A 24,524-nucleotide genomic window follows, 5' to 3' on the forward strand; every position below is an offset into this window, starting at 1 on the left:
ATGACCAACGCAGACACGCACGCGACGAGCGTGACGCCGGGACCCGACGACGCTCTCGCGAGCGCGACCCAGGTCGCCGTCGGAGAAGAGGTGCTGCGCGTCACCGGGCTGCAGAAGCACTTCCCGCAGAAGAAGGCGGGCCTCATCCGGCGCCCCGACAACCCCGTCAAGGCCGTCGACGGCATCGACCTCGTCGTCCACCGCGGTGAGACGGTCGGCCTCGTCGGCGAGTCGGGCTGTGGCAAGTCGACCGCCGGTCGCACGATGCTCAAGCTCCTCGAGCCCACGGGAGGCCGGATCGAGTTCGCCGGTGAGGACATCACCGACTTCAAGGGCGGCGACCTGCGGCGCATTCGTCGTGAACTGCAGATGGTGTTCCAGGACCCGCACGGCTCGCTCAACCCGCGTCACACCGTCGGCAAGATCATCTCGGCGCCGTTCGAGATCCAGGGCGTCAAGCCCGAGGGCGGCGTGAAGAACGCGGTGCAGGAGCTCATGTCGCGGGTGGGGCTCAACCCCGAGCACTACAACCGCTACCCGCACGAGTTCTCCGGTGGTCAGCGTCAGCGCATCGGTGTCGCGCGTGCGATCGCCCTCAAGCCGCAGGTCATCGTCTGCGACGAGCCGGTCTCGGCGCTCGACGTGTCGATCCAGGCGCAGGTCGTCAACCTGCTCGAGGAGATCCAGGACAGCGACAAGATGGCGTACGTCTTCGTCGCGCACGACCTGTCCGTCGTGCGTCACATCTCCGACCGTGTCGTCGTCATGTACCTCGGCAAGGTCATGGAGGACGCCGACCGCGACACGCTGTACGAGCGCCCGCAGCACCCGTACACGCACGCGCTGCTGTCGGCCGTGCCGATCCCGGACCCGACGCTCAAGGGCAAGCGCGAGCGCATCCTGCTCAAGGGCGACCTGCCGAGCCCGCAGAACCCGCCGTCGGGTTGCGTGTTCCGCACGCGCTGCCCGAAGGCACAGGATCTGTGCGCTCAGGTCGTGCCCGAGCCCGTCGAGGTCGCGCCCGGCCACCGCGTCGCGTGCCACTTCCCGGAGGTGCGCGCCGACGTCGTGTGACGTCACCCGCTCGAAGCCGTCTGGCCCGCCCCACATCGGGGCGGGCCTGACGGCCATGTGCACCCCGTAATCTGGTGGCAGCGCGACATGCGCGCTCGAAGAAGGAGATGACGTGGACCTGACGCTCGGACAGATCGCCGGGTTCATCGCGGCCGTCGCGTTCGCCGTGCTCGTGTGGCGCCTCGGCAGTGTCATCGGCAAGGCTGGCGCCGTGCTCGACGAGGCGAGCGCCGCGGTGCGCAAGGTGAGCGACGAGACGTTGCCGCTCATCACGGAGATGACCTCGACCGTCGCAGCCGCGAACACCCAGGTCGAGCGCCTCGACGCAATCACAGCCAACCTCGCGACGATGACGAATAATCTCAACGCCCTGACGTCGCTGACCGTGGCGACGGTCGGGCGTCCCATGCTGAAGGTCGCCTCCGTCGGTTACACCATCAAGACGGCAATGAGCGGAAAGACCCCGGGGACGCCGCGCCGATTCTGAGTGCTGCGCGGCTAGGGTCACCCCATGAACCAGATCACGACCGGCCCCGTCACGGACGACGCTTCCACCAATCCGTTGCTGACGCGCAGCGACCTGCCGTTCGAGTTGCCGCCGTTCGAACGCATCCGCGCCGATCACTTCGTCCCGGCCTTCGAGCATCTCGAGCAGCAGGTGCGGCGCACCCTCGCGGACATCACGCAGCCGCAGACACCGGCGACGTTCGTCGACGTCGTCGAGCCGTTGGAACGCGATCACGCGGCCACCGAACGCGTGTTGGCGCCGCTTCACACCCTGACCGGTTCTGACACGACACCGCCGTTGCAGGCCCTCGAGGACGAGCTCGCGCCGCGCGTCGCCGCCCTGGCGGACCTGGTCGACGTCGATGCTGCCCTGCTCGAGAAGCTGCGCGAGGTTCGAGCCGGCGACGCCACGATGAGCCCCGAGCAGAGCCACGTCGTCGAGCGCCGGATCAAGGCGATGACGCTTGCCGGCGCGGCGCTCACCCCGGAGGCTGCCGAGCAGGTCAAGGCGATCAACGGCGAGCTCGCGACACTCGGCGCCGAGTTCGACCGCCGCCTGCTGGCCGACACCGCGGCCCTGGCCGTCGTCGTCGAGGAGCGTTCGAGCCTCGCAGGCCTGGACGACGCCGAGATCGACGCCCTGGCACGGCCCGAGCAGGACGGCGGCGGCTACGTCATCCCTCTCACGTATCCGACGGGACATCCCTACCTCGCGCGTCTGCGTGATCGTGACCTGCGTCGACGCATCATGACGGCGTCGACGGCGCGGTGCAGTCGCGGCGACGAGAACGACACGCGGGAGCTGGTTCGGGACATCGCCCGCCTGCGTGCCCGTCGAGCCGCGCTGCTTGGCTTCGACAGCCACGCCGCGTGGGCGACGGCGGACAGCACGGCCAGGACGCCTCAGGCGGTGCTCGACATGCTCGCTCCCATCGCGCGTGCCGCCGGCGAGAACGCCCGCGCCGAGATCGAGGTGCTAGCCGCCACGGCGCGCGAGGACGGGGTGGACACGATCGAGTCGTGGGATCACGCGTACTACGCCGAGCAGGTCAGAGCGCGAGATCACGACGTCGACCTGGAGGCCCTGCGTCCCTACTTCGAGCTCGAACGTGTTCTCGAGCGGGGCGTGTTCGCCGCGGCCGAGCAGCTGTACGGCTTCACGTTCACCCCGCGAGCCGATCTGCGGGGCTGGAACGCCGACACGCGCGTGTTCGAGGTGCACGACGAGGACGGGGGCGCCGTCGGCCTGTACCTGCTCGATCTGTACGCCCGCCCGAGCAAGCGCGGCGGCGCGTGGATGCATCCGCTCGTCGAGCAGAACGACCTCCTCGGCCAGGCCCCGGTTGTCTGCAACAACCTCAACGTGACGCGGCCGTCGCAGGGGGAGCCCACCCTCATGACGTTCGACGAGGTGGAGACGTTCTTCCACGAGTTCGGCCATGCCCTGCACGGGCTGCTGTCGCAGGTGCGTCACCCGTCGGTCTCGGGGCCCAACGTCGAACGGGACTTCGTCGAGTTCCCCAGCCAGGTCAACGAGATGTGGATGCTGTGGCCGAGCGTCGTCGAGCGCTACGCCCAGCACGTCGAGACGGCGGAGACGCTGCCGGAGGCGGTGCGTGATCGCCTCGAGGCCTCGGCGACCTGTAACCAGGGCTTCGCCACCAGTGAGCTGGTGGGCGCCGCATTGCTCGACTTCTCCTGGCACCTGCTCACCGAGCAGGACGAGGTGCCGTCCGTCGAGCAGATGGCCGAGACGGTACGGCGCCGGTACGGACTGGACATCGACGCCGTGCCCTCCCGCTATGCCGCGCCGTACTTTCAGCACGTCTTCTCCGGTGGGTACTCGGCGGGGTACTACGGCTACCTGTGGTCGGAGGTGCTCGATGCGGACGCATGCGAGTGGTTCGTCGAGAACGGGGGAGCGACGCGCGAGAACGGGCGTCGGTTCGCCGAACGGATCCTCGGCGTGGGCGGTAGCGCAGACCCCATGGGGGCGTACGAGAGCTTCCGCGGCCGGGCGCCGTCGCCGAGGCCGATGTTCCGCCGTCGCGGCCTCGAGGCCAGGATTTCCGAGTCGCGCTGACGTCGGCCAGATGTCGTCCTTGTTTCCTGAGTAACGATGTCGTCACGGGCCGTCCCCCAGCCGTTCATCTTCGTCGCCCACCACATATTCTTCAATCGCCGCTGAAGGAAAGACCTTCCGACCAGCGTCCATCACCGTCTCGTGAAGGAGACACGCCCGCGTGCTTCGCTACATCCTCCGAAAAGCGCTGGGGTGGGTGGTCATGATCTTCGTGGCCACCAACCTGACGTTCTTCCTGGCTTCCTTCTTCCTGAAGCCCGAGTCGAACTATCTGGCGCGGCGACCCCCGCTCAGCCACGACCAGATCGTTCGCTCCCTGGACCAGTACAACCTGAACCCCGACGAATCGGTCTTCACGAAGTGGTGGACGTGGTTCCAGGGCGTGTTCTTCCACTGGGACTGGGGTCAGTCGCCGACGGGTGTCGACGTCAACTCCGAGGTCGCCTACCGGGCCGCCATCAGCGCCCAGCTCGTGCTCGGCGCGACGATCCTCAGTGCGGTCCTCGGCATCGCGCTGGCCGTCTACAGCGCAGCTCGCCAGTACCGCTTCGGCGACCGCGTGGCCCAGGCGACGTCGATCATCACGCTCAACATCCCCCTGCCGGTGGCGGCGCTGTGCGTCGTGTTCCTCGGCATCTGGGCCAACCATAAGCTCGGTCACACCGTCTTCTACGTCGCCGGTGCGCAAGATCCGAACGTCAGTGGGTTCTGGGCGACGCTCGTCAGCCGCCTGGCACACCTCGTGCTGCCGTCGATCACCCTCATCCTCGTGGGTTACGCCAGCTACCACATGACTCAGCGCACGCTCCTGCTCGACACCGTGGACGCGGACTTCGTGCGCACCGCCCGGGCCAAGGGGCTCACGCGCCAGGAGGCCATCCGCCGCCACGGACTGCGCACGTCGCTCATTCCGACGGCCGCCCAGCTCGCGTTCTCCATCCCGGCGATGTTCACCGGCGCGATCATGACAGAGACGATCTTCGCCTGGAAGGGCATGGGGCAGTACTTCACCCAGACCATCGGGCAGAACGACATCCACGGCACCGTCGCCATCGCGGCGTTCGGCGCCCTCATGACGGCCATCGGCGCGATCCTCGCGGACCTCGCGACTGTCGCCCTCGACCCCCGAGTGCGGGTGAGCTGAGCCATGACGAACGACTTCAACCCCATCGAGCCCGAAAGCGTCGAACAGGCCGCCATCTCACCGGAGACGGTCCGCGAGACGCGCCTACCGGACGGTTCACCCACGCCTGAGCTGACCGAGGGCGGCCCCAAGCGCGACGGCGCCGCCGCTCCGCTCACCCGCCGAAAGCTCTACATGCGCCGTTTCATGCGCAACAAGGGCGGCGTCCTGGGTCTCGTCATCCTCCTGGGTCTCATCGTGTTCTCGATCGTCGGCGGGTTCTTCACGCAGTGGAACTACACCGACCCCGACTTCCTCACGCTGCAGCAGGGTCCGGGCGGGAGCCACTTCTTCGGCACCAACCAGGCCGGCAACGACACCTACGCCCAGGCCGTCCACGGTCTGCAGCGATCCATCATCATCGGTGTGAGCGTGTCGGCGCTGACGACGATCATCTCGGCGATCGTCGGAGCCTGGGCCGCCTACGTGGGTGGGCGTCTGGAGAAATTGACGCTCGGTCTCATCCACTTCCTCCTCGTGGTGCCGAGCTTCCTCATCCTGGCGCTCATCTCCACCTATTTCCAGGGCGACTGGCGCGTCCTCATCTTCGTGCTGACCCTCTTCGGCTGGGTGTTCTCGGCCCGCATCGTGTGGACGATCTCGACATCCGTGCGCGAACGCGAATACGTCGCGGCCGCCGAGTTCATGGGAGTGCCGACGACGAAGGTGGTGCTTCGCCACGTCATCCCGAACATCGGGTCGCTGCTCATCGTGAACTTCACCCTCGGCGTCGTCTCCACCATCATGAGCGAGACCGGCCTGTCCTTCCTCGGGTTCGGCATCAAGCAGCCCGACGTGTCGCTCGGTTCGATGCTCGCCGACGGTGCGAATTCGGTCTACTCCGCGCCGTGGCTGTTCGCCTTCCCCTCTCTGCTCCTCGTCATGCTCACCGTCTCGATGGCACTCATCGGTGACGGCCTGCGTGACGCGCTCGACCCGAACTCCAAGGCTGGTGGCAACGCATGAGCACCCCGATCTCCGTCTCCGGTGGCGGCATGCTGGACAAGGCGGGCAGCAGCCCGCTGATCTCGGTCAAGGATCTCGCGGTGTCCTTCCCCTCCGAAGCGGGGCGTGTCGACGCGGTGCGCGGCGTCAGCTTCGACATCGCACGCGGTGAGACGCTCGGCATCGTCGGCGAGTCCGGCTCGGGCAAGTCCGTCACGTCCACGGCCATCATGGGTCTGCTGCCGAGCTACGCGAAGGTGGACGGCAGCATCACCCTCGACGGTGAACAGCTGCTGGGACGCACCGACAAGGAGATGTCGAAGGTGCGCGGCAAGCGCATCGGCATGGTGTTTCAGGATCCGCTGTCAGCGCTGACGCCGATCTTCACCGTGGGTGACCAGATCGTCGAAGCGATCCTCATCCATCAGGACATCACCAAGGCGAAGGCGTGGGAGCAGGCCGTCGCGCTGCTCGACCTCGTCGGCATCCCCAACCCGAAGACCCGTGCGAAGTCGTTCCCGCACGAGTTCTCCGGCGGTATGCGTCAGCGTGTCGTCATCGCCCTGGCCATCGCGAACAACCCGGACCTCATCATCGCGGACGAGCCGACCACCGCACTCGATGTGACGGTGCAGGCCCAGGTGCTCGAGGTGCTCAAGAAGGCCCAGCGTGAGACGGGCGCCGCCGTGCTCATGATCACGCACGACCTGGGCGTCGTCGCCGGTCAGGCCGACCGTGTCGGCGTCATGTACGCCGGCCGCCTCATCGAGACGGGGACGGCGGACGACGTCTTCGCCGCACCGCGGATGCCGTACACGATCGGCCTGCTCGGGGCCGTGCCCCGCGTCGACGCGACGGGGCGTGAGGCGCTCGCACCGATCAAGGGCACGCCGCCGTTGCTCGTCGACCTCCCGGACGCGTGCCCGCTCATCCCGCGCTGCCCGATCGCGACCGCGGAGTGCGGCAACGGCGAACCGGCCCTGCGTCCCGTCGGCTCCGCGACGCATCGTGCGGCCTGCATCCGCGCCGACGAGATCTCCGGGCGGGGCTTCATCGGCTCCGAACCCATCTTCCCCCGACCCGTCATCGAGGATCCCGCCGCCGGCATCCCCCGCGAGGAGCGCGCGAGCGTCCTGCGCCTGGACGACGTGACGAAGACGTTTCCGCTCATGAAGGGGGCCGTGCTCAAGCGTCGCGTCGGCTCGGTCTACGCCGTCGCCGGCATCGACCTCGACCTGCGCGAGGGGGAGACCCTCGGTCTCGTCGGGGAGTCCGGCTCGGGCAAGACGACCACCCTCATGGAGATCATGCGGATGGGTCAGCCTGAGACGGGCGACATCGAGATCGCCGGGCAGAGCATCAAGAACGCCTCGAGGTCGCAGCGCAAGGATCTGCGTCGCGACATCCAGATGGTCTTCCAGGACCCGATGGGTGCCCTCGACCCGCGCATGACTGTGCACGGCATCATCAGCGAACCGCTCGTCGCGCTCGGTGGGTCGAGCAAGCACGAGATCGACGAGCGGGTCGAGCAGCTCATGGCGCTCGTCGGGCTCAACCCGCAGCACTCCGACCGTTTCCCAGCAGCCTTCTCCGGCGGACAGCGTCAGCGCATCGGCATCGCCCGTGCGCTCGCCACGAACCCGAAGACGGTCGTGCTCGACGAGCCGGTCTCCGCGCTCGACGTGTCGATCCAGGCCGGCGTCATCAACCTGCTCGCCGAGCTGAAGGCCCGTCTCGGCCTCAGCTACCTCATCGTCGCCCATGACCTCGCCGTCGTGCGTCACATCTCGGATCGGGTCGCGGTCATGTACCTCGGCAAGATCGTCGAGGTCGGTGCCGTCGACGACGTGTTCGAGCGCCCGATGCACCCCTACACCAAGGCGCTCCTGTCCGCCATCCCCGTGCCGGACCCGGTGGTCGAACGTAGCCGTGAGCGGATCCTGCTCACGGGCGACCTGCCCAGCCCGACCTCCTCAGAGCCCGGGTGCCGCTTCGTCTCGCGGTGCCCGTTGTATAAGACCCTCGACGACGCGAAGCAGCAGCTGTGCCGGGACACGACGCCCGAGCTCATGTCTGTGACCGGCGCCGATCATGCCCACGCCTGTCACTTCGCAGGCGGGGCCGACACAAAGGAAGTTCACTGATGAAGTCGATGAAGACGGCGTCCGGCGCCTTCGTTCTCGCCAGCGCTCTGCTGCTCACCGGGTGTTCCGGGGGCTCGTCGGACGACAAGGGCGACGACAGCAAGAAGACGACGAACACCTCGTTGCAGAAGAGCTACAACGAGCAGCCGGCGTCGGCCCTCAAGGATGGTGGCACGTACACCACCGCCACGACCGAGGTCTCTCCGCAGTTCAACCCGTTCCAGCAGGACGGCACCCGCTACACCTCGGACGTGTGGCGCTGGTACAACCCCGTCCTCAAGACGTACGCCGCTGACGGCAGCAAGGTCATCTGGAACAAGGCCTACATCGAGGATGCCAAGAGCGAGGTCAAGGGTGACAAGCTCGTCGTCACCTACACGATGAACCCGAAGGCGAAGTACAACGACGGTTCGCCGATCGACTGGAAGTCCTTCGAGAACACGTGGAAGGCCAACAGCGGCAAGGACAAGGCGTTCCTGCCCAGTTCGACGGATGGCTTCTCGGCCATCGAGTCCGTGGCGAAGGGCAAGGACGACCACGAGGCCGTCATCACGTTCAACCAGCCGGGCGTGTGGTGGGAAGGTCTGTTCGACTTCCTGCTCAACCCGAAGGTGAGCTCCGCGGACCAGTTCAACAAGTTCTACCTGAACAACCCGCACGCCGAGCTCGGCGCGGGCCCGTACAAGATCGAGAAGTACGACTCGAAGGCCGGCACCATCTCGTTCGTCCGCAACGAGAAGTGGTGGGGCGACAAGGGCAAGCTGGACAAGCGCACGTTCATCACGATGGAGGCCTCGGCGTCCATCAACGCGTTCAAGAACGGGCAGATCGACTCGACGAGCGCGACGACCAAGGACCGTCTGCAGCAGGTGAAGGATGTTCCCAACACCGAGCTGCGCCGCGGTTCCTACCCCTCGAACAGCCTGCTCACCCTCAACGGCAAGAGCCCGCTGCTCGCGGACAAGGCCGTTCGCAAGGCCATCATGGAAGGCGTCGACCGCAGCAAGCTCGCCGAGATCGAGTTCAACGGTCTCGACTACAAGGAGGAGCTGCCCGGCTCGTTCCTGCTCTTCAGCTTCCAGAAGGGCTACGAGAACAACGTCTCGACGAAGTTCGACGCCGAGCAGGCGAAGAAGGACCTCGACGCGGCGGGCTGGAAGGCCGGTTCGGACGGCGTCCGCTCCAAGGACGGCAAGAAGCTGACCCTCAGCTATGTCAACCTCGGTGATGACCCGGTCAACAAGGCCCAGGCCACGGCGATGCAGGCGATGCTCAAGGGCATCGGCGTCGACATGAAGATCGACCAGCGCGCCTCCTCGGAGTTCTCGAACGTCATCACGAAGAAGGACTTCGACCTCTTCCCGATGGGCTTCAGCTCCTCCGACCCCTACGGTGTGGCGTACGCCTGCCAGGTGTGGTGCTCGGACTCTGGCCTGAACCAGTCCGGTGTCGCGGACAAGTCGCTCGACCCGAAGTTCAAGGACCTGACGAAGATCAGCGACAAGGACAAGCAGATCGCCGAGGCCAACAAGCTGGAGAAGCAGGCCATGGACCAGTACGGCATCCTGCCGCTGACGAACGGCCCGGTCATCATGGCGACGAAGAAGGGGCTCGCGAACGTCGGTGCGTCCGTGTTCTACTTCCCGTTCCCGGAGACCATCGGTTGGCAGAAGTGACGTCAGCGCCGATGCGCGCCTGACATGACGGGCGAGGCCCGGTTCCCGCACAGGGGGCCGGGCCTCGTCCGTTCGTTCGCGCGCCGCGGTGCCCCGCACCGCCCGGCCGGTCACGAGGCCGCCACGATGGGGAAATGGCGCGCACTCGTGGGATGATGAGCGACGCACACCCGTACGACTTCTCACGAATGAGGGCGATTGATGGAAACCGCCGAGATCAGGCGCCGCTGGCTGCAGTTCTTCGAAGGCAAGGGCCACACGGTCGTCCCGAGCGCACCACTCATCTACGACGACCCGAACCTGCTCTTCGTCAACGCCGGCATGGTGCCGTTCAAGCCGTACTTCCTCGGTCAGGCCACGCCGACGTTCACGCGCGCGACCAGCGTGCAGAAGTGCGTGCGCACGGGTGACATCGAAGAGGTCGGCAAGACGAGCCGTCACGGCACGTTCTTCCAGATGAACGGCAACTTCAGCTTCGGTGACTACTTCAAGGAAGACGCGATCAAGTTCGCGTGGGAGCTGCTCACGACGCATCAGAGCCAGGGCGGGTACGGTCTCGACGCCGACCGTCTGTGGCCGACGGTGTTCGAGAGCGACGACGAGGCCTACGCGATCTGGAAGGACGTCATCGGCGTCGACGCCGCGCGCATCACGCGCCGCGACGCGAACGACAACTACTGGAGCATGGGCGTGCCCGGCCCCGGTGGGCCGTGCTCGGAGATCTTCTTCGACCGCGGCGCCGAGTACGGCGTCGAGGGTGGCCCGGCGGTCGACGAGGACCGCTACATGGAGATCTGGAACCTGGTCTTCATGCAGTACGAGCTGTCCGCCGTGCGCAGCAAGGCTGACTTCGACGTCGCCGGCGAACTGCCGCGCCGCAACATCGACACCGGCATGGGCCTGGAGCGCATGGCGTCGGTGCTGCAGGGCGTCGACAACCTCTACGAGATCGACGAGGTCTACCCCGTCCTCGACATGGCCGCCGAGATGACGGGCAAGCGCTACGGCGCGAACTCGGGCCAGTCGGCCGCGAGCAGCCACCCTGACGACGTTCACCTGCGCGTCGTCGCCGACCACGTGCGCAGCTCGCTCATGCTCATCGGTGACGGCGTGACGCCGGGCAACGAGGGGCGCGGGTACGTCCTGCGCCGCATGCTGCGCCGCGCGGTGCGCGCGATGCGCCTGCTCGGCTACGCCGACCCGGCGCTGCCGCACCTGGTCCCGATCTCGATGGAGCGGATGTCGCAGTCGTACCCCGAGCTCAAGACCGACTTCGCGCGCATCTCGCAGATCGCGTACGCCGAGGAGGAGGCATTCCGCCGCACCCTCGTCGCTGGTACGACGATCCTCGACACCGCGGTCGCGAAGGCGAAGCAGACGACGGACCAGCAGGCGGGCGGCGACAAGCCCGTCCTCACCGGCGACCAGGCGTTCAGCCTCCACGACACGTACGGCTTCCCGATCGACCTCACCCTCGAGATGGCGGCCGAGCAGGGAGTCAGCGTCGACGAGGCCGGTTTCCGTCGCCTCATGGACGAGCAGCGTCAGCGCGCCAAGGCCGACGCCAAGGCGAAGAAGGCCGGCCACGGTGACGTCGCCGTCTGGACGCAGCTGCGCGAGGCCGGGGCCACCGAGTTCCTCGCCTACGAGACGCTGCAGGCCGAGGCGAGCGTGCGCGGCCTCGTCGCGAACGGCTCGGCCGTCGAACAGCTCGAGCCGGGTCAGAGCGGCCAGGTCGTGCTCGACCGCACGTCGTTCTACGCCGAATCCGGTGGTCAGATCGCTGACGAGGGCATCATCGTCACGCCCGCCGGTCGCCTCAAGGTCGTCGATGTGCAGCGCCCGGTCAAGGGCCTCATCGCGCACACGGTCGAGGTGCTCGACGGGCCCGTCCGCGTTGGTGAGGGCGTCCAGACGCAGGTCGACCCCGAATGGCGCATCTCCGCCTGCCAGGCGCACTCGGGCACGCACGTCGTGCACGCCGCGCTGCGCGAGGTGCTCGGCCCGTCGGCGCTGCAGAGCGGCTCGTACAACAAGCCCGGTTACCTGCGTCTCGACTTCGCGTGGAACTCGGCCCTGTCGCCCGAGACGCGCAGCGAGATCGAGGAGGTCTCCAACCTCGCCCTGCGTCGTGACCTACCCGTCGCCGCGCAGTACATGACGCTGCCCGAGGCAAAGGAGTGGGGCGCGATCGCCCTGTTCGGCGAGACCTACGACGAGCAGGTGCGCGTCATCGAGATCGGCGGCCCCTGGTCGCGAGAGCTCTGTGGTGGCACGCACGTCGCGCACAGCTCGCAGATCGGTGCGCTCACGCTTACCGGCGAGTCGTCCGTCGGTTCGGGCGTGCGCCGTCTCGAGGCGTTCGTCGGGATCGACGCGATGCGCTACCTCGCGAAGGAGCGCGCCCTCGTCGCCGACCTCACGTCGATGACGAAGGCGCAGCCGGGTGAGCTCAAGGACAAGATCTCCGAGATGCTGACGCGCATCAAGGACGCCGAGCGCGAGCTCTCGCGCCTCAAGCAGCAGCAGATGGCCGCTGCGGCCGGCTCCCTCGTCGAGCAGGCGAAGGACGTCTTCGGGGTGCGCTTCATCGGTCATCACGACGACGCGATCGACGCCGACGCGGCCCGGGCGATGGCGACGGACCTGCGCGCCAAGCTCGGCGACGCGACGCCGAGCGTCGTCGCAGTCGGCGGCGTGAGCAAGGGCCGCCCCGTCATCGTCATCGCGACGAACGCGCCGGCACGCGAGTGGCGTGTCAAGGCCGGTGACCTCGTCAAGGTCGCGGCCGGCGTGCTCGGTGGTGGTGGCGGCGGCAAGCCGGACCTCGCACAGGGTGGTGGCCAGGACGCCTCGAAGCTCGGCGCCGCGATCGCCGAGGTCGAGCACACCGTTGGCCGCACGGTCACGAACTGAAGGTGCGGCTGGCTCGTGATGCGTGAGGGGATCAGGTTGGGCGTCGACGTCGGCACCGTGCGTGTCGGCGTCGCCGTCAGCGACCCTGACGGCATCATGGCGACGCCCGTCGAGACCCTCGCGCGCGCGAGCGCGAGCGACAAGGATGTGCAGCGCGTGGCCGAGCTCGCGGACGACGCTCGTGCCCTCGAGGTCGTCGTCGGCCTGCCCCTCAACATGAAGGGTGAGGACACCGCGTCGACACAGGCCGCTCGCGCCTGGGCCAACACGCTGAAGCGTCTTCGGCCCGCGCTTCGCGTCATTCTCGTCGATGAGCGTCTAACATCTGTGTCCGCGCACCAATCGCTCCACGCCAGTGGGGTGGCCGGGCGCAAGCACAGGCAGCACGTCGACCAGCAGGCCGCCGTGCTCATCCTGCAGGCCGCACTCGAGACCGAGCGTGGCACCGGAAGGCCGCCCGGCCTCGAGGTGGGGGGCCGCAAGCCCCGTGCGCGACGACGGACAAGCGAAGGTGACACCCACGATGCCTGATTCTCCCCGCGAGCGTCTCTTCGGGAGCGGCAACGACGAGGTCGACCCCAGCCAGAGCGTCCGTCGTGACGGCGAACGCAGCGCACCCACTCGGGCAGAGCTGCCACAGGCGCGACGGCTGCAGTCGCGACGCGAACATCGCGCCCGCGCTGATGCGCAACGCGAGGCCCAGGCTCTCCGCCCAGCCGGCGCGAGCGAGGTCGACTACAACCCGAACAAGCGCCGCGGTCTCGTGACCCTGGCGCTCGCGCTCGTCCTCGTCGTCGCCGCCGGATCCTTCGCGTGGCGCACCCTGGGGCTGAGCCTGCCGTCGTTCAGCAGCTCAGGGGGCGACTACTCGGGCACGGGGGAGAACGAGACCGCCGAGGTCAAGATCAACAAGGGTGACGCGGGCAGCACGATCGGTTCAGCCCTCGTCGCGGCCGGGGTGACGAAGTCGACGTCGGCCTTCGTCGAGGCGATGGCGGCGTCACCGAACGTCAACCTGACGCCCGGCGTCTACAAACTCAGGAAGAAGCAGAGCGCCGATTCGGCGCTCTCCGCGCTGCAGGACCCGAAGAACCGCGTCGGCGGCGGCATCGTCATCCAAGAGGGCCTGTGGCAGAGCGAGATCTTCGCGAAGCTGTCGAAGGGCACCGGCCACCCCGTCAGTGAGTACGAGGCCGTGACGCCCGCGCAGCTCGGCCTGCCGAGCACGATGAACGGCAAGCTCGAGGGCTGGCTGTTCCCCTCGACGTACGACTTCGACAAGTCGATGTCGGCGAAGCAGCAGCTGCAGACGATGGTGACGAACACCAAGGAGCAGATCAACTCGCTCAACATCCCGGCCGACCAGATCCAGAAGGTGCTGACGAAGGCCAGCATCGTGCAGGCCGAGTCGCCCAACGCGGCGAACGACGGCAAGGTGGCCCGCGTCATCGACAACCGCCTGTCGAGCGGGATGAAACTGCAGATGGACTCGAGCGTCCACTACGTCATCCACAAGCGCGGCACGGTGACGACGACCGACGCCGACCGCGCCAACCCGAGCCCGTACAACTCGTACGTGCACGCGGGTCTGCCGCCGACGCCGTACAACAGCCCCGGTCTCGACGCGATCAAGGCCGCCGCGAACCCGACGCCGGGCACGTGGAAGTACTTCGTCGCCGTCAACCTCGACACGGGCGAGACGCTGTTCGCGGACACCTACGACCAGCAGCTCGAGAACGAGAAGAAGTTCCGGGCCTGGTGCAAGGCGAACCCCGGACGCGGCTGCTGATGCCCCGCGCACTCGTCGTCGGCTCGCCGATCGACCATTCGCTCTCGCCGACGCTGCACGAGGCGGGGTATCGAGCGGCGGGCCTGGACGACTGGTCGTACGCACGTGCCGAGGTCGTCGCTGATGAGGTGCGCGCATTCGTGGCCAGGCTCGACCACGATGTCGTCGGACTGTCGGTGACGATGCCGTGCAAGGAAGCGGCGTTGGCTGTGGCTGACGAGGCGTCGGCGCTCGCTGGTGACGTCGGCGCGGCCAACACGCTCGTGCGGCGTGACGGTGGTTGGTTCGCCGACAACACCGACGTCCACGGCGTCGTCGAAGCCCTGCGCGCCGCCGGGTGCGCGGGTGGCCGGGGCGCCGTCGTCATCGGCTCGGGCGCGACGGCACGTTCCGTCGTCGCCGCTCTGTCGCGTCTCGGCGTGCGCGAGGTGATGTTTGTCGTGCGCGAGCAGGCGCGCCCCGAGACGCTGGCACTGGCGCGCTCGCTGGGCATGAGCACCCGCGTCGTGCGCGAGGACGACGAGGACGCGGCGTGGGCGGTCGGCATGGCGCTGCTCGTCGTCCAGACGTCCCCGGCCGGGGGCGCGGACGCCCTCGCTGCGCGCGTCGTCGACGCCCCGTCGTTGCGCATCGGCGCGGCCGGCGGGCCGTTCGTCCTCGACGTCGTCTACGCCGATTGGCCGACGGCATTCGCCCGCACGATGAGTGCGCGCGGTGCGACCGTCGTCAGCGGCCTCGATATGCTCGTGCACCAGGCCGCGGCACAGTTCGAGCTGTTCACCGGCCACACTGCCCCCATCGCGGACATGATGGAGGCCGGGCGCGCCGCCGTGAAATGATCGGCCGCATGCTTCGTTGGTTGACCGCAGGTGAATCGCACGGCCCGGCCCTCATGGGCGTCATCGAGGGGCTGCCCGCCGGCGTCGAGGTGACGTCGCAGAACATCTCCGACGCCCTCGCGCGCCGTCGCCTCGGCTACGGGCGCGGCGCCCGCATGAAGTTCGAGCAGGACGTCGTGACGTTCGTCGGCGGCCTGCGTCACGGCGTGACGCTCGGTTCGCCGCTCGCGCTGCAGATCGGCAACAGCGAATGGCCGAAATGGGAGACCGTCATGTCGCCCGATCCGGTCGAGGCATCCGCGTACGAGGCGTCGAACGACGTCAACGCCGAGAAGGAGATCGCGCGCAACAAGCCGTTGACGCGCCCGCGCCCCGGCCACGCCGACCTCGTCGGCATGCAGAAGTACGGCTTCGCCGACGCCCGCCCCGTCCTCGAACGCGCCTCCGCGCGCGAGACCGCGGCGCGCGTCGCCCTCGGTGAGGTCGCCGCGCGCTTCCTCGAGCAGGCCTACGGCATCCGGCTCGTCTCGCACACCGTCGCCGTCGGGACGGCCGCCGTCGCCGACGACTCACCGCTGCCGCACCCCGACGACGTCGCGGCCCTCGACGCCGACCCCGTGCGCACCCTCGACGCCGACGGCTCGGCGCGCATGGTCGCCGAGATCGACGCGGCGAAGAAGGCGGGCGACACGCTCGGCGGCGTCGTCGAGGTCTGCGCCTACGGTCTGCCCCCGGGCCTCGGCTCGCACGTACATTGGGACCGCCGCCTCGACGCGCGCCTCGCCGCCGCGATGATGGGGATCCAGGCGATCAAGGGTGTCGAGATCGGTGACGGGTTCACGACGGCCGCGCGCCGCGGTTCGGCCGCTCACGACGAGATGGTGCGCGGTGACGACGGCGTCATCCGTCGCCAGTCGAACCGTGCCGGTGGCACCGAGGGCGGCATGTCGACCGGTGACGTGCTGCGGGTGCGCGCCGCGATGAAGCCCATCTCGACGGTGCCGCGGGCGCTCGCGACCGTCGACGTCGCGACGGGTGAGGCCGCGACGGCGATCCACCAGCGTTCCGACGTCTGCGCCGTTCCGGCGGCTGGCGTCGTCGCGGAGGCGATGGTCGCGCTCGTACTCGCCGAGGCGTGCGTCGAGAAGTTCGGTGGAGACTCGGTCGCCGAGACGCGGCGCAACCTCGAGAGCTACCTCGCCAACATCCCCGATCTGCTCACGACGTGGGAGTGAGCGCGCCAGCGACGCCTGCGGCTGACGCCGAGCGCCACCACCCGCGTCCCCGCGCCGTGCTCGTCGGGCCGATGGCGTCCGGCAAGTCGTCCGTCGGGCGCTCCCTCGCGGCGCGCTGGGGCGTCGAACTGCGCGACAGCGACGCGCTCATCGTCGAACGCCTCGGCTGCTCGATCAGTGACTACTTCGCGACGCACGGCGAGGCCGCGTTCCGCGAGGTCGAGCGCGACGTCATCACCGAGCAGCTCGGCACGTTCGACGGAGTCCTCGCGCTCGGTGGCGGGGCGGTGCTCGACGACTCGACGCGGGCGGCGCTGCGCGAGCACACCGTCGTCTACCTGACCGTCGACGAACGCAACGCCGGCTACCGCATCCGCGGCGACGTGACGCGCCCGATCCTCGCGAACGGTGGCATCGACACGTGGCGGCGCATCTTCGCCGAACGCCGACGGCTGTACGAGGAGGTCGCGACGGTCACCGTCGACACCTCGCGCGGGACGACGGGTGCGTCGGCCACGCGCATCATCGAGGCGCTCGTCGCGGCCGAGCACGAGACGCCCGCCTTGACCGGTGGAAAGCGCCCGTTGCCGTCTTCGGTGGCAGCGACGATCGCGCGACGACGCATCCTCGGGGCCACACGAGGCGGCCGGACGCGCCGCGACGAAGGAGAGACGCCATGAGCATCATCAGTGTGGGAACCGCGTATGCCGTGCACATCGGCGAGGGGGTGCTGCAAGACCTCGCGGGCGCCGTCCCGGCCGGGGTGGCGCGGGCACTGATCGTCGAGCAGGCGGCGGTGACGGCGATTGCCGACCGCGTCGAAGAAGCGCTGCGTGGCCGCGGCATCGACGTCGTGCGCGAGGTCGTGCCCGACGGCGAGGCTGCCAAGACGATCGAGGTGAGCGCGCGCCTGTGGGGCGTCATGGCGCGAGCCGGCTTCACGCGCACCGACGTCGTCGTCGGCGTCGGCGGGGGAGCGGTGACCGACCTCGCCGGCTGGGTTGCCGCGTCGTGGCTGCGCGGCGTGGGCGTCATCCAGGTGCCGACGACGGTGCTCGCGATGGTCGACGCGGCGGTCGGCGGCAAGACCGGCATCAACATCGCCGAGGGCAAGAACCTCGTCGGCGCGTTCCACGAGCCGCTCGCCGTGTTCGCCGACCTCGCCACGGTGCGGACGCTACCCGAACCCGACGTCGCGGCCGGGCTCGCAGAGGTCGTCAAGTGCGGTTTCATCCGCGACGAACGGATCCTCGAACTCGTCGAGGCCGACCCGGCTGCGTGCCTCGACGTGACGAGCCCGCAGCTCGTGGAACTCGTCGAGCGGGCCATCAGCGTCAAGGCCTCGGTCGTGGCGGCCGACCTCAAGGAATCGAACCTGCGCGAGATCCTCAACTACGGCCACACATTCGCGCACGCCATCGAGCAGCTCGAGAACTACACCTGGCGACACGGTGACGCCGTCGCCGTCGGCTGCGTGTTCGCCGCCGAACTGGCCTTCGCGGCAGGCGTGCTCGGGCGCAACGATGTGGAGCGGCAGCGCGCCGTCATCACCTCGCTCGGGCTGCCGACGACGTACGCGGGCGGTGACTTCGACGAGATGCTCACCGTCATGGGGCGTGACAAGAAGACGCGCGGCACGACGCTGCGCTTCGTCGTCCTGCACGGCATCGGCGACGTCCACCGCCTCGAAGGCCCGACGCGCGAGCAGCTGCGTGCAGCCTTCGACGCGGTGACTGGCTGAGACGCGCCGTTCAGCGCGTCGGCTGCTCCTTCTTCGCCGTCTCGCGGTCACCGGCGGCGGTGCCGGCGTTCTCGAAGTCGCCGGCGACCATGATGTCGGTGATCTCGCGCGCCAGTTCGTCGCCGAGGCGCCCCCAGTCGGGCTGGTAGCCGAAGACGTCGGCGAGGCCGGTGCCCTTGCGCATCCCGTCGAGCAATTCGACGTCGTCGGGCGTCAGCAGACCGGGGTGCGCGACGCCGACGGCGTCACTGATCTTCAGCAGGTCCTTGCGCAGCGCGACGAGGTAGTTCGCGAGGCGAACCTTCTTGAGCTCGGGGTCGAGGCCGTGCGCGAGCCACGCGTTCTGCGTCGCGACGCCCGTCGGGCAGGTGTCCTCGTGGCACTTCTGCGTCTGCAGGCAGCCGATCGACAGCATCGCCTCGCGCGCGACGTTGATCATGTCGGCCCCCATGGCGAACGCCTGCGCCGCCGTGATCGGCAGGCCGAGCTTGCCGGAGGCGATGAACACGACGTCGTCGGTGAGGCCGGCCTCCGCGAACAGGGCGTAGACGCGCGAGAAGCCGACGGCCCAGGGGAGCGCGACCGAGTCGGAGAACACGACGGGCGCCGCACCCGTGCCACCCTCGCCGCCGTCGATCGTCACGAAGTCGACTCCGCGGCGCGGGCCGTCGACGCTCGACATCGCTGCCGTCAGCTGCTGCCAGAAACCCATCTCGCCGACGGCCGACTTGATGCCCACGGGCAGGCCGGTGCGCTCGGCGATCGTCTCGACGAGGTCGAGCATCGAGTCGATGTCGTGGAACGCGGTGTGCCGTGACGGCGAGACGACGGTCTCGCCCTGCGGGACGCCGCGGATGTCGGCGATCTCCTTCGTCACCTTCGCGCCGGGCAGGACGCCGCCGAGGCCCGGTTTGGCGCCCTGGGAGAGCTTGATCTCGATGGCCCTGACGGGCGCCGACTCGACGACGGTGACGAGCTTGTCGAGGTCCAAGTGGCCGTCTTCGGCACGGCAGCCGAAGTAGCCGGTGCCGATCTGCAGGATGAGGTCGCCGCCGCTTCGGTGATAGGTGGACAACCCGCCCTCGCCGGTGTTGTGCATCGCCCCGGCGAGTGCGACGCCCTTGTTGAGCGCGGTGATCGCCGCCCCGGAGAGCGAGCCGAAGCTCATCGCGGAGACGTTGACGACGGAGCGCGGACGGAACGCCTTGGCGCGTCCGCGGGCCCCGCCGAGCACCTTCGCACAGGGGATGGCGTGGTCGTCGGTCTCCGCGGCATGCGACTGCGCGAACGTGCGGTGCTTGACGATCGGGTAGCCCTCGTTGCTCTCGAGGTCGTTGTCGGTGCCGAAGCCGACGTAGTTGTTGACGCCCTTGGCCGAACGATAGATCCAGGCGCGCTGGTCGCGGCTGAACGGGCGCTCCTCGTCGTTGCCTGCGACGATGTACTGCCGCATCTCCGGGCCGATCAGCTCGATCGCGTAGCGCGCGTGGCCGAGGACGGGGAAGTTGCGCAGCAGCGAGTGGTTCTTCTGCGTGAGGTCGTAGGCGGCGACACCGGCCGTGCCGAGTGCGGGCAGGGCGGCTACGAGGCGAGTCCACTTCATGCGCCCAGTATGGCGAGGCCCGACGTGAAATGCATCACGCGCAGGTGTGGAACGTCGATCGGGGGAGGTGCGCTCACACGATAGACTCGATGCTGATGCCCGTGCGCCTGCGCGGGCGATTGTTGACCGGCCGCGCGGATCACCGTCCGCAGCGGCATCACCCGGGTGCGCGTTCACGGGGCCGACGAGCCCTGGCGCTGCCCGATGAACGAAGGCGGATCTCCATGGCGAGCACGAACGACCTCAAGAACGGCATGGTTCTCAAGATCGACAACGGGCTGTGGTCCGTCGTCGAGTTCCAGCACGTCAAGCCCGGCAAGGGCCCGGCCTTCGTCCGCACGAAGCTCAAGAACGTCATGAGCGGCAAGATTGTCGACAAGACGTTCAACGCCGGCGTCAAGGTCGAGACGGCCAACGTCGACCGCTCCGACATGCAGTACCTCTACAAGGACGGCGACGACTACGTGTTCATGGACACGAAGACGTACGACCAGATCAACATCCCGGCCACCGCCGTCGGCGACGCCGCGAACTTCCTGCTCGAGAACCAAGAGGCGATCGTCGCGCAGAACGACGGCACCGTCCTCTACGTCGAGCTGCCTGCGTCCGTCGTCCTGGAGATCACGCACACCGAGCCGGGCCTGCAGGGCGACCGCTCCACCGGTGGCACGAAGCCCGCGACGCTCGAGACGGGCGCCGAGATCCAGGTGCCGCTGTTCCTCGAGCAGGGCACGAAGGTCAAGGTCGACACGCGCGACGGTTCCTACCTCGGCCGCGTCTCCTGATCGATGGGTGCTCGCACCAAGGCGCGCAAGCGCGCCCTCGACCTGTTGTTCGAAGCCGAGCAGCGTGAGATCAACGCGAAGGACCTGCTCGACGAGCGCGTCCTCGCGCCCGTGACGCCGGCTCCGTTGCCGGAGTACACCGCGGTGCTCGTGCGCGGCGTCGTCGACCACTGGCGCACGATCAACGAAGCGCTCGAGACGTACGCACGCGGTTGGACGCTCGATCGCATGCCCGCCGTCGACCGCGCCCTGCTGCGCGTCGCGGCCTACGAGGTGCTCTACGTCGACGACGTGCCCGACGGCGTCGCCGTCTCCGAGGCCAAGAACCTGGCGACCGAGCTGTCGACCGACAACTCGCCGCAGTTCATCGGTGGTCTGCTGACCAAGCTGTCCGAAGTGAAGTCGAGCATCGTCGACTGACGGCCCCGTCCACCACTCACATGACACGACCCACCCGTTCGCGCGGGTGGGTCGTGTCATGTCGCTCGCGTGGGCCTGAGTGCCCCGATATGCTCGGATCATGCCCGTCGCCTCCCTCTCCGATGTCGAACACGCGCAGCGAGTGCTGTTGTACGGCGTCACGGGATCGGGCAAGTCGACGGCCGCGGCGCGGCTCGGCGCTGCCCTGGGGCTGCCCGTCCACCTCGTCGACGACGAGGTCGGGTGGCTGCCCGGCTGGGTCGAGCGTCCGCAGGACGAGCAGCGGGCTCTGGCGCACCAGATGGCGAGCGCAGAGGGCTGGGTCGTCGATTCGGCGTACGGCGCCTGGAGGGACGTCATGCTCGAGCGGGCGCAGGTCGTCATCGCGCTCGACTACTCGCGTGCCCTCACCCTCTCCCGCCTCGTGCGCCGCTGCGTCCATCGCCTCACCACTCGCACGCCCGTGTGCAACGGGAACACGGAGAACGTGCGACAGCTGTTCTCGCGCAACTCAATCGTGCGGTGGCACTTCTCATCGTTCGCGCGCAAACGCGAGCGCATGCGCCGTTGGGAGGCTGCGCCGGAGGGGGTGCCCGTGCTGCGGCTGACGCATCCGCGCGAGTTCGACCGGCTCGTCCAGTCGCTGGAGCTAGACAACATCGGGGCCGCGTCGCGAGAAGCAGCGCTGCGGCACGGCGGCATCGATGACCTGCCCGTCCCGGCCCGTGACGACGCGGCGCGCTTCGTCGAGTTCTGAACGCTCGTTCACGGTGTCCGACCTCGGAGACTGCCAAGAGCAGGTCACCAGGCCGAGTGCCGGGGTCCCAACAGGACGACGCCGGTCAGGCGTGGCCGGCGAGGCGCGATAAGGTGGGCAGCGGAATCATCCTTTAACGATCCGTCCTGTGAGGCGGCGAAGGAGGCCTGCGCATGACGCGCGACGCTCTCGGCGTACCCGGTGACGGGGACGTCTCGACATCACGAACCACTCCCGACGACGGCCGCGTGGTCCTGTCGGCCCCCGAGATCGGTCGCGCTCTGCGCCGCATCTCTCACGAGATCCTCGAACGCAACAAGGGCGCGGACGACCTCGTCCTGCTTGGCATCCCGACGCGTGGCGCGCACCTCGCCCGCCGCCTGGCCGACGCGCTCAAGGACGTCGAAGGCATCGACATCCCCGTCGGCACGCTCGACGTCACGATGTACCGCGACGACCTGCGTGCCAACCCCGCCCGCGTGGCGCATCAGAGCGACATCCCCGCAGCCGGCATCGACGGGCGCACCGTCGTCCTCGTCGACGACGTTCTCTTCTCCGGACGCACCGTGCGCGCAGCCCTCGACGCGCTCGGCGACCTCGGGCGCCCCAAGGCCGTCCGCCTCGCCGTCCTCGTCGACCGCGGTCACCGCGAACTGCCGATCCGCGCTGATCACGTCGGCAAGAACCTGCCGACGGCGACGAGCGAGCACGTGCGCGTGCGCGTCGCCGAGACCGACGGCAGCGACGAGGTGCGCATCAGCGGCCCCGCCGCGCCGCAGCAGCGAAAGGACGCGTCGTGAAGCACCTGCTGTCGGCCGCCGACCTCACCCACGACGACGCCGAGATGATCCTCGAGACGGCCGCCGCCATGCACGACGTGCAGAACCGCGAGGTCAAGAAACTGCCCGCGCTGCGCGGACGCACCGTCGTCAACCTGTTCTTCGAGGACTCGACGCGCACCCGCAGCTCCTTCGAGATCGCCGGGAAATGGCTGTCTGCGGACGTCATCAACGTCAGTGCGAAGGGCTCGAGCGTCAGCAAGGGCGAGTCGCTACGCGACACCGTGATGACGGTCGCGGCCATGGGCGTCGACGGCCTCGTCATCCGCCACAACCGCAGCGGAGCGCCGCTGCAGGTGAGCCAGTGGGTCGACTGCATGGTGGTCAACGCCGGCGACGGCACCCACGAGCACCCGACGCAGGCGCTGCTCGACGCCTACACGATGCAGGCGCAGCTCGGCACGCTCGAGGGCAAGCACGTCGCGATCGTCGGTGACCTCACGCACAGTCGCGTCGTGCGCTCCAACCTCATCCTGCTCAAGACCCTCGGCGCGCACGTCACGCTCGTCGCGCCGCCGACGCTCATGCCGTCCGGCATCGCCGCCTGGGCTGCGCGCGACGGCTTCGACGTCAGCTACGACCTTGACGCCGTGCTGCCGCACGTCGACGCCGTCATGATGCTGCGCGTGCAGCGCGAACGCATGTCCGGCGGCTACTTCCCGACGCCGCGCGAGTACACCGTCGGGTATGGCCTGACGCGCGACCGCCTCGCGCTGCTGCCGCAGCATGCCGTCATCTGCCACCCGGGCCCGATGAACCGCGGCCTCGAGATCAGCCCCGACGCCGCCGACGAAGCACGCTCGAAGGTGCTCGACCAGGTGAGCGCCGGCGTCGCCGTGCGCATGAGCGTCCTGTACCACCTGCTCGCCTCGAACTCGACGGAAGGAGCTCAGGCATGAGCGACCACGCAGGCCCCGTTCTCATCACCGGCGCCGACGTCGTCGGCACCGGCGCGGCCGACATCCTCGTGCGTGACGGCGCCATCGCCGAGATCGGTACGAACCTCGACGCCGCCGGCGCGACGCGCGTCGACGCCGACGGACTCGTCGCGCTGCCCGGCCTCGTAGACCTCCACACCCACCTGCGCGAACCGGGCCGCGAGGACGCCGAGACGATCGCGACGGGTTCGGCGGCTGCCGCCGCCGGCGGCTTCACGTCCGTATTCGCGATGGCCAACACGAACCCCGTGACGGACACCGCCGAGGCCGCGGAGCGCATCGCCGAACTCGGGGAGCGCGTCGGGCTCGTCGACGTCCACCCCATCGGCGCCGTGACGAAGAACCTCGCCGGCGAGGAACTCGCCGAGCTCGGCCTCATGGCCCGCTCGCGCGCCGCCGTCCGGGTCTTCTCCGACGACGGCAAGTGCGTGCACGACAGCCGCCTCATGCGTCGCGCGCTCGAGTACGTCAAGGCGTTCGACGGCGTCGTCAGCCAGCATGCGCAGGACCCGAACCTCGCGGACGGCCAGGCCTGCTGCCACGAGGGTGAGATCTCCGGACGTCTCGGTCTGCCCGGTTGGCCCGGCGTCGCGGAGGAGGTCATCGTCGCGCGTGACGTCATGCTCGCGCGCCACACCGGCAGCCGCGTCCACGTCGCGCACGCGTCGACGGCGGGCACCGTCGAGGTGCTGCGCTGGGCGAAGTCGCTCGGCATCGCCGTGACCGCGGAGGCCACCCCACACCACCTCATGCTGCCGACGGACCTCGTCGAGAGCTACGACCCGGTCTACAAGGTCAACCCGCCGCTACGCCCGAGCGAGGACATCGAGGCCGTGCGCGAGGCGCTCGCCGACGGCACGATCGACATCGTCGCGACCGACCACGCGCCGCACGCGCGCCACGACAAGGAGCACGCGTTCGCGGACGCCGTGTTCGGCATGCTCGGCCTCGAGCAGGCGCTCGCCGTCGTCCACACGACGATGGTCGCCACGGGCTGCATGACGTGGCAACAGGTCGCCGATGCGATGTCGACGAAGCCCGCCGCGATCG

At 68.7% G+C, this 24,524-nt stretch carries 21 protein-coding genes; 20 read left to right on the forward strand and 1 reads right to left on the reverse strand.

Translation table 11 applies throughout. The features are described 5' to 3' along the window. The 14 genes from AX669_RS09720 to aroB all read left to right on the forward strand — a co-directional run bounded on the left by AX669_RS09720 (position 1) and on the right by aroB (position 18,132). Positions 1-1,074, forward strand: coding sequence for an ABC transporter ATP-binding protein (locus tag AX669_RS09720; RefSeq protein ID WP_082740807.1), 1,074 nt, complete (start codon positions 1-3; stop codon positions 1,072-1,074). A gap of 112 nt (positions 1,075-1,186) precedes the next feature. Next, the gene (locus tag AX669_RS09725) at positions 1,187-1,561 is read left to right on the forward strand and encodes a DUF948 domain-containing protein (protein WP_006943870.1); all 375 of its coding nucleotides are present in this window, start codon (positions 1,187-1,189) and stop codon (positions 1,559-1,561) included. Between the two features lie 24 nt (positions 1,562-1,585). Beyond that, positions 1,586-3,664 (forward strand): M3 family metallopeptidase, encoded by a 2,079-nt coding sequence (locus AX669_RS09730; RefSeq protein WP_062258127.1) that lies wholly within the window; start codon positions 1,586-1,588, stop codon positions 3,662-3,664. A 160-nt stretch (positions 3,665-3,824) separates the two neighbouring features. Next, positions 3,825-4,808, forward strand: a complete 984-nt coding sequence (locus AX669_RS09735; RefSeq protein ID WP_062258128.1) for an ABC transporter permease — start codon at positions 3,825-3,827, stop codon at positions 4,806-4,808. A gap of 3 nt (positions 4,809-4,811) precedes the next feature. After that, positions 4,812-5,813: an ABC transporter permease gene (locus tag AX669_RS09740; protein ID WP_082740809.1), complete on the forward strand. Its 1,002-nt coding sequence runs from the start codon at positions 4,812-4,814 to the stop codon at positions 5,811-5,813. Continuing rightward, complete coding sequence (locus AX669_RS09745; protein ID WP_197418889.1) at positions 5,810-7,936, forward strand: dipeptide ABC transporter ATP-binding protein; 2,127 nt, start codon at positions 5,810-5,812, stop codon at positions 7,934-7,936. Before AX669_RS09740 ends, AX669_RS09745 begins: the two co-directional genes overlap by 4 nt. Then, the gene (locus tag AX669_RS09750; protein WP_062258130.1) at positions 7,936-9,612 is read left to right on the forward strand and encodes an ABC transporter family substrate-binding protein; all 1,677 of its coding nucleotides are present in this window, start codon (positions 7,936-7,938) and stop codon (positions 9,610-9,612) included. Before AX669_RS09745 ends, AX669_RS09750 begins: the two co-directional genes overlap by 1 nt. 201 nt (positions 9,613-9,813) lie before the next feature. Beyond that, positions 9,814-12,528 (forward strand): alanine--tRNA ligase, encoded by a 2,715-nt coding sequence (gene alaS / locus AX669_RS09755; protein WP_062258132.1) that lies wholly within the window; start codon positions 9,814-9,816, stop codon positions 12,526-12,528. A gap of 18 nt (positions 12,529-12,546) precedes the next feature. Then, entirely contained in the window at positions 12,547-13,059 is a 513-nt protein-coding gene (gene ruvX / locus AX669_RS09760; protein WP_062258133.1) for a Holliday junction resolvase RuvX, read from the forward strand. Then, entirely contained in the window at positions 13,052-14,317 is a 1,266-nt protein-coding gene (gene mltG / locus AX669_RS09765; RefSeq protein ID WP_006943867.1) for an endolytic transglycosylase MltG, read from the forward strand. The genes ruvX and mltG overlap by 8 nt, the downstream gene beginning before the upstream one ends. Then, positions 14,317-15,156 (forward strand): shikimate dehydrogenase, encoded by an 840-nt coding sequence (locus AX669_RS09770; RefSeq protein ID WP_062258150.1) that lies wholly within the window; start codon positions 14,317-14,319, stop codon positions 15,154-15,156. Before mltG ends, AX669_RS09770 begins: the two co-directional genes overlap by 1 nt. Positions 15,157-15,164: 8 nt before the next feature. After that, the gene (gene aroC / locus AX669_RS09775) at positions 15,165-16,391 is read left to right on the forward strand and encodes a chorismate synthase (protein WP_006943800.1); all 1,227 of its coding nucleotides are present in this window, start codon (positions 15,165-15,167) and stop codon (positions 16,389-16,391) included. Next, the gene (locus tag AX669_RS09780) at positions 16,388-17,071 is read left to right on the forward strand and encodes a shikimate kinase (RefSeq protein WP_062258135.1); all 684 of its coding nucleotides are present in this window, start codon (positions 16,388-16,390) and stop codon (positions 17,069-17,071) included. Before aroC ends, AX669_RS09780 begins: the two co-directional genes overlap by 4 nt. Then, complete coding sequence (gene aroB, locus AX669_RS09785; protein WP_062258137.1) at positions 17,068-18,132, forward strand: 3-dehydroquinate synthase; 1,065 nt, start codon at positions 17,068-17,070, stop codon at positions 18,130-18,132. The genes AX669_RS09780 and aroB overlap by 4 nt, the downstream gene beginning before the upstream one ends. 10 nt (positions 18,133-18,142) lie before the next feature. Here the strand turns inward: aroB and AX669_RS09790 are convergent, their stop codons facing one another. Then, entirely contained in the window at positions 18,143-19,735 is a 1,593-nt protein-coding gene (locus tag AX669_RS09790; protein WP_062258139.1) for an FMN-binding glutamate synthase family protein, read from the reverse strand. Between the two features lie 224 nt (positions 19,736-19,959). Here AX669_RS09790 and efp point away from each other — a divergent pair, with 224 nt between their 5' ends. The 6 genes from efp to AX669_RS09820 form a co-directional block, all read left to right on the forward strand. Further along, positions 19,960-20,520 (forward strand): elongation factor P, encoded by a 561-nt coding sequence (gene efp, locus AX669_RS09795; protein ID WP_006943829.1) that lies wholly within the window; start codon positions 19,960-19,962, stop codon positions 20,518-20,520. 3 nt (positions 20,521-20,523) lie between these two features. Further along, complete coding sequence (nusB, locus tag AX669_RS09800) at positions 20,524-20,940, forward strand: transcription antitermination factor NusB (RefSeq protein ID WP_006943739.1); 417 nt, start codon at positions 20,524-20,526, stop codon at positions 20,938-20,940. Between the two features lie 100 nt (positions 20,941-21,040). After that, positions 21,041-21,697: an adenylate kinase gene (locus tag AX669_RS09805; protein WP_062258140.1), complete on the forward strand. Its 657-nt coding sequence runs from the start codon at positions 21,041-21,043 to the stop codon at positions 21,695-21,697. A 173-nt stretch (positions 21,698-21,870) separates the two neighbouring features. After that, the gene (gene pyrR, locus AX669_RS09810; RefSeq protein WP_006943833.1) at positions 21,871-22,497 is read left to right on the forward strand and encodes a bifunctional pyr operon transcriptional regulator/uracil phosphoribosyltransferase PyrR; all 627 of its coding nucleotides are present in this window, start codon (positions 21,871-21,873) and stop codon (positions 22,495-22,497) included. Further along, positions 22,494-23,435: an aspartate carbamoyltransferase catalytic subunit gene (locus AX669_RS09815; protein ID WP_006943772.1), complete on the forward strand. Its 942-nt coding sequence runs from the start codon at positions 22,494-22,496 to the stop codon at positions 23,433-23,435. The genes pyrR and AX669_RS09815 overlap by 4 nt, the downstream gene beginning before the upstream one ends. Next, positions 23,432-24,524: dihydroorotase (locus AX669_RS09820; RefSeq protein ID WP_062258142.1), on the forward strand; the 1,093-nt coding region annotated here is incomplete at its 3' end. The genes AX669_RS09815 and AX669_RS09820, both read left to right, overlap by 4 nt.

This window comes from Dermacoccus sp. CCH2-D9, from assembly GCF_001556795.1.
Classification (GTDB): Bacteria; Actinomycetota; Actinomycetes; order Actinomycetales; family Dermatophilaceae; genus Dermacoccus; species Dermacoccus nishinomiyaensis.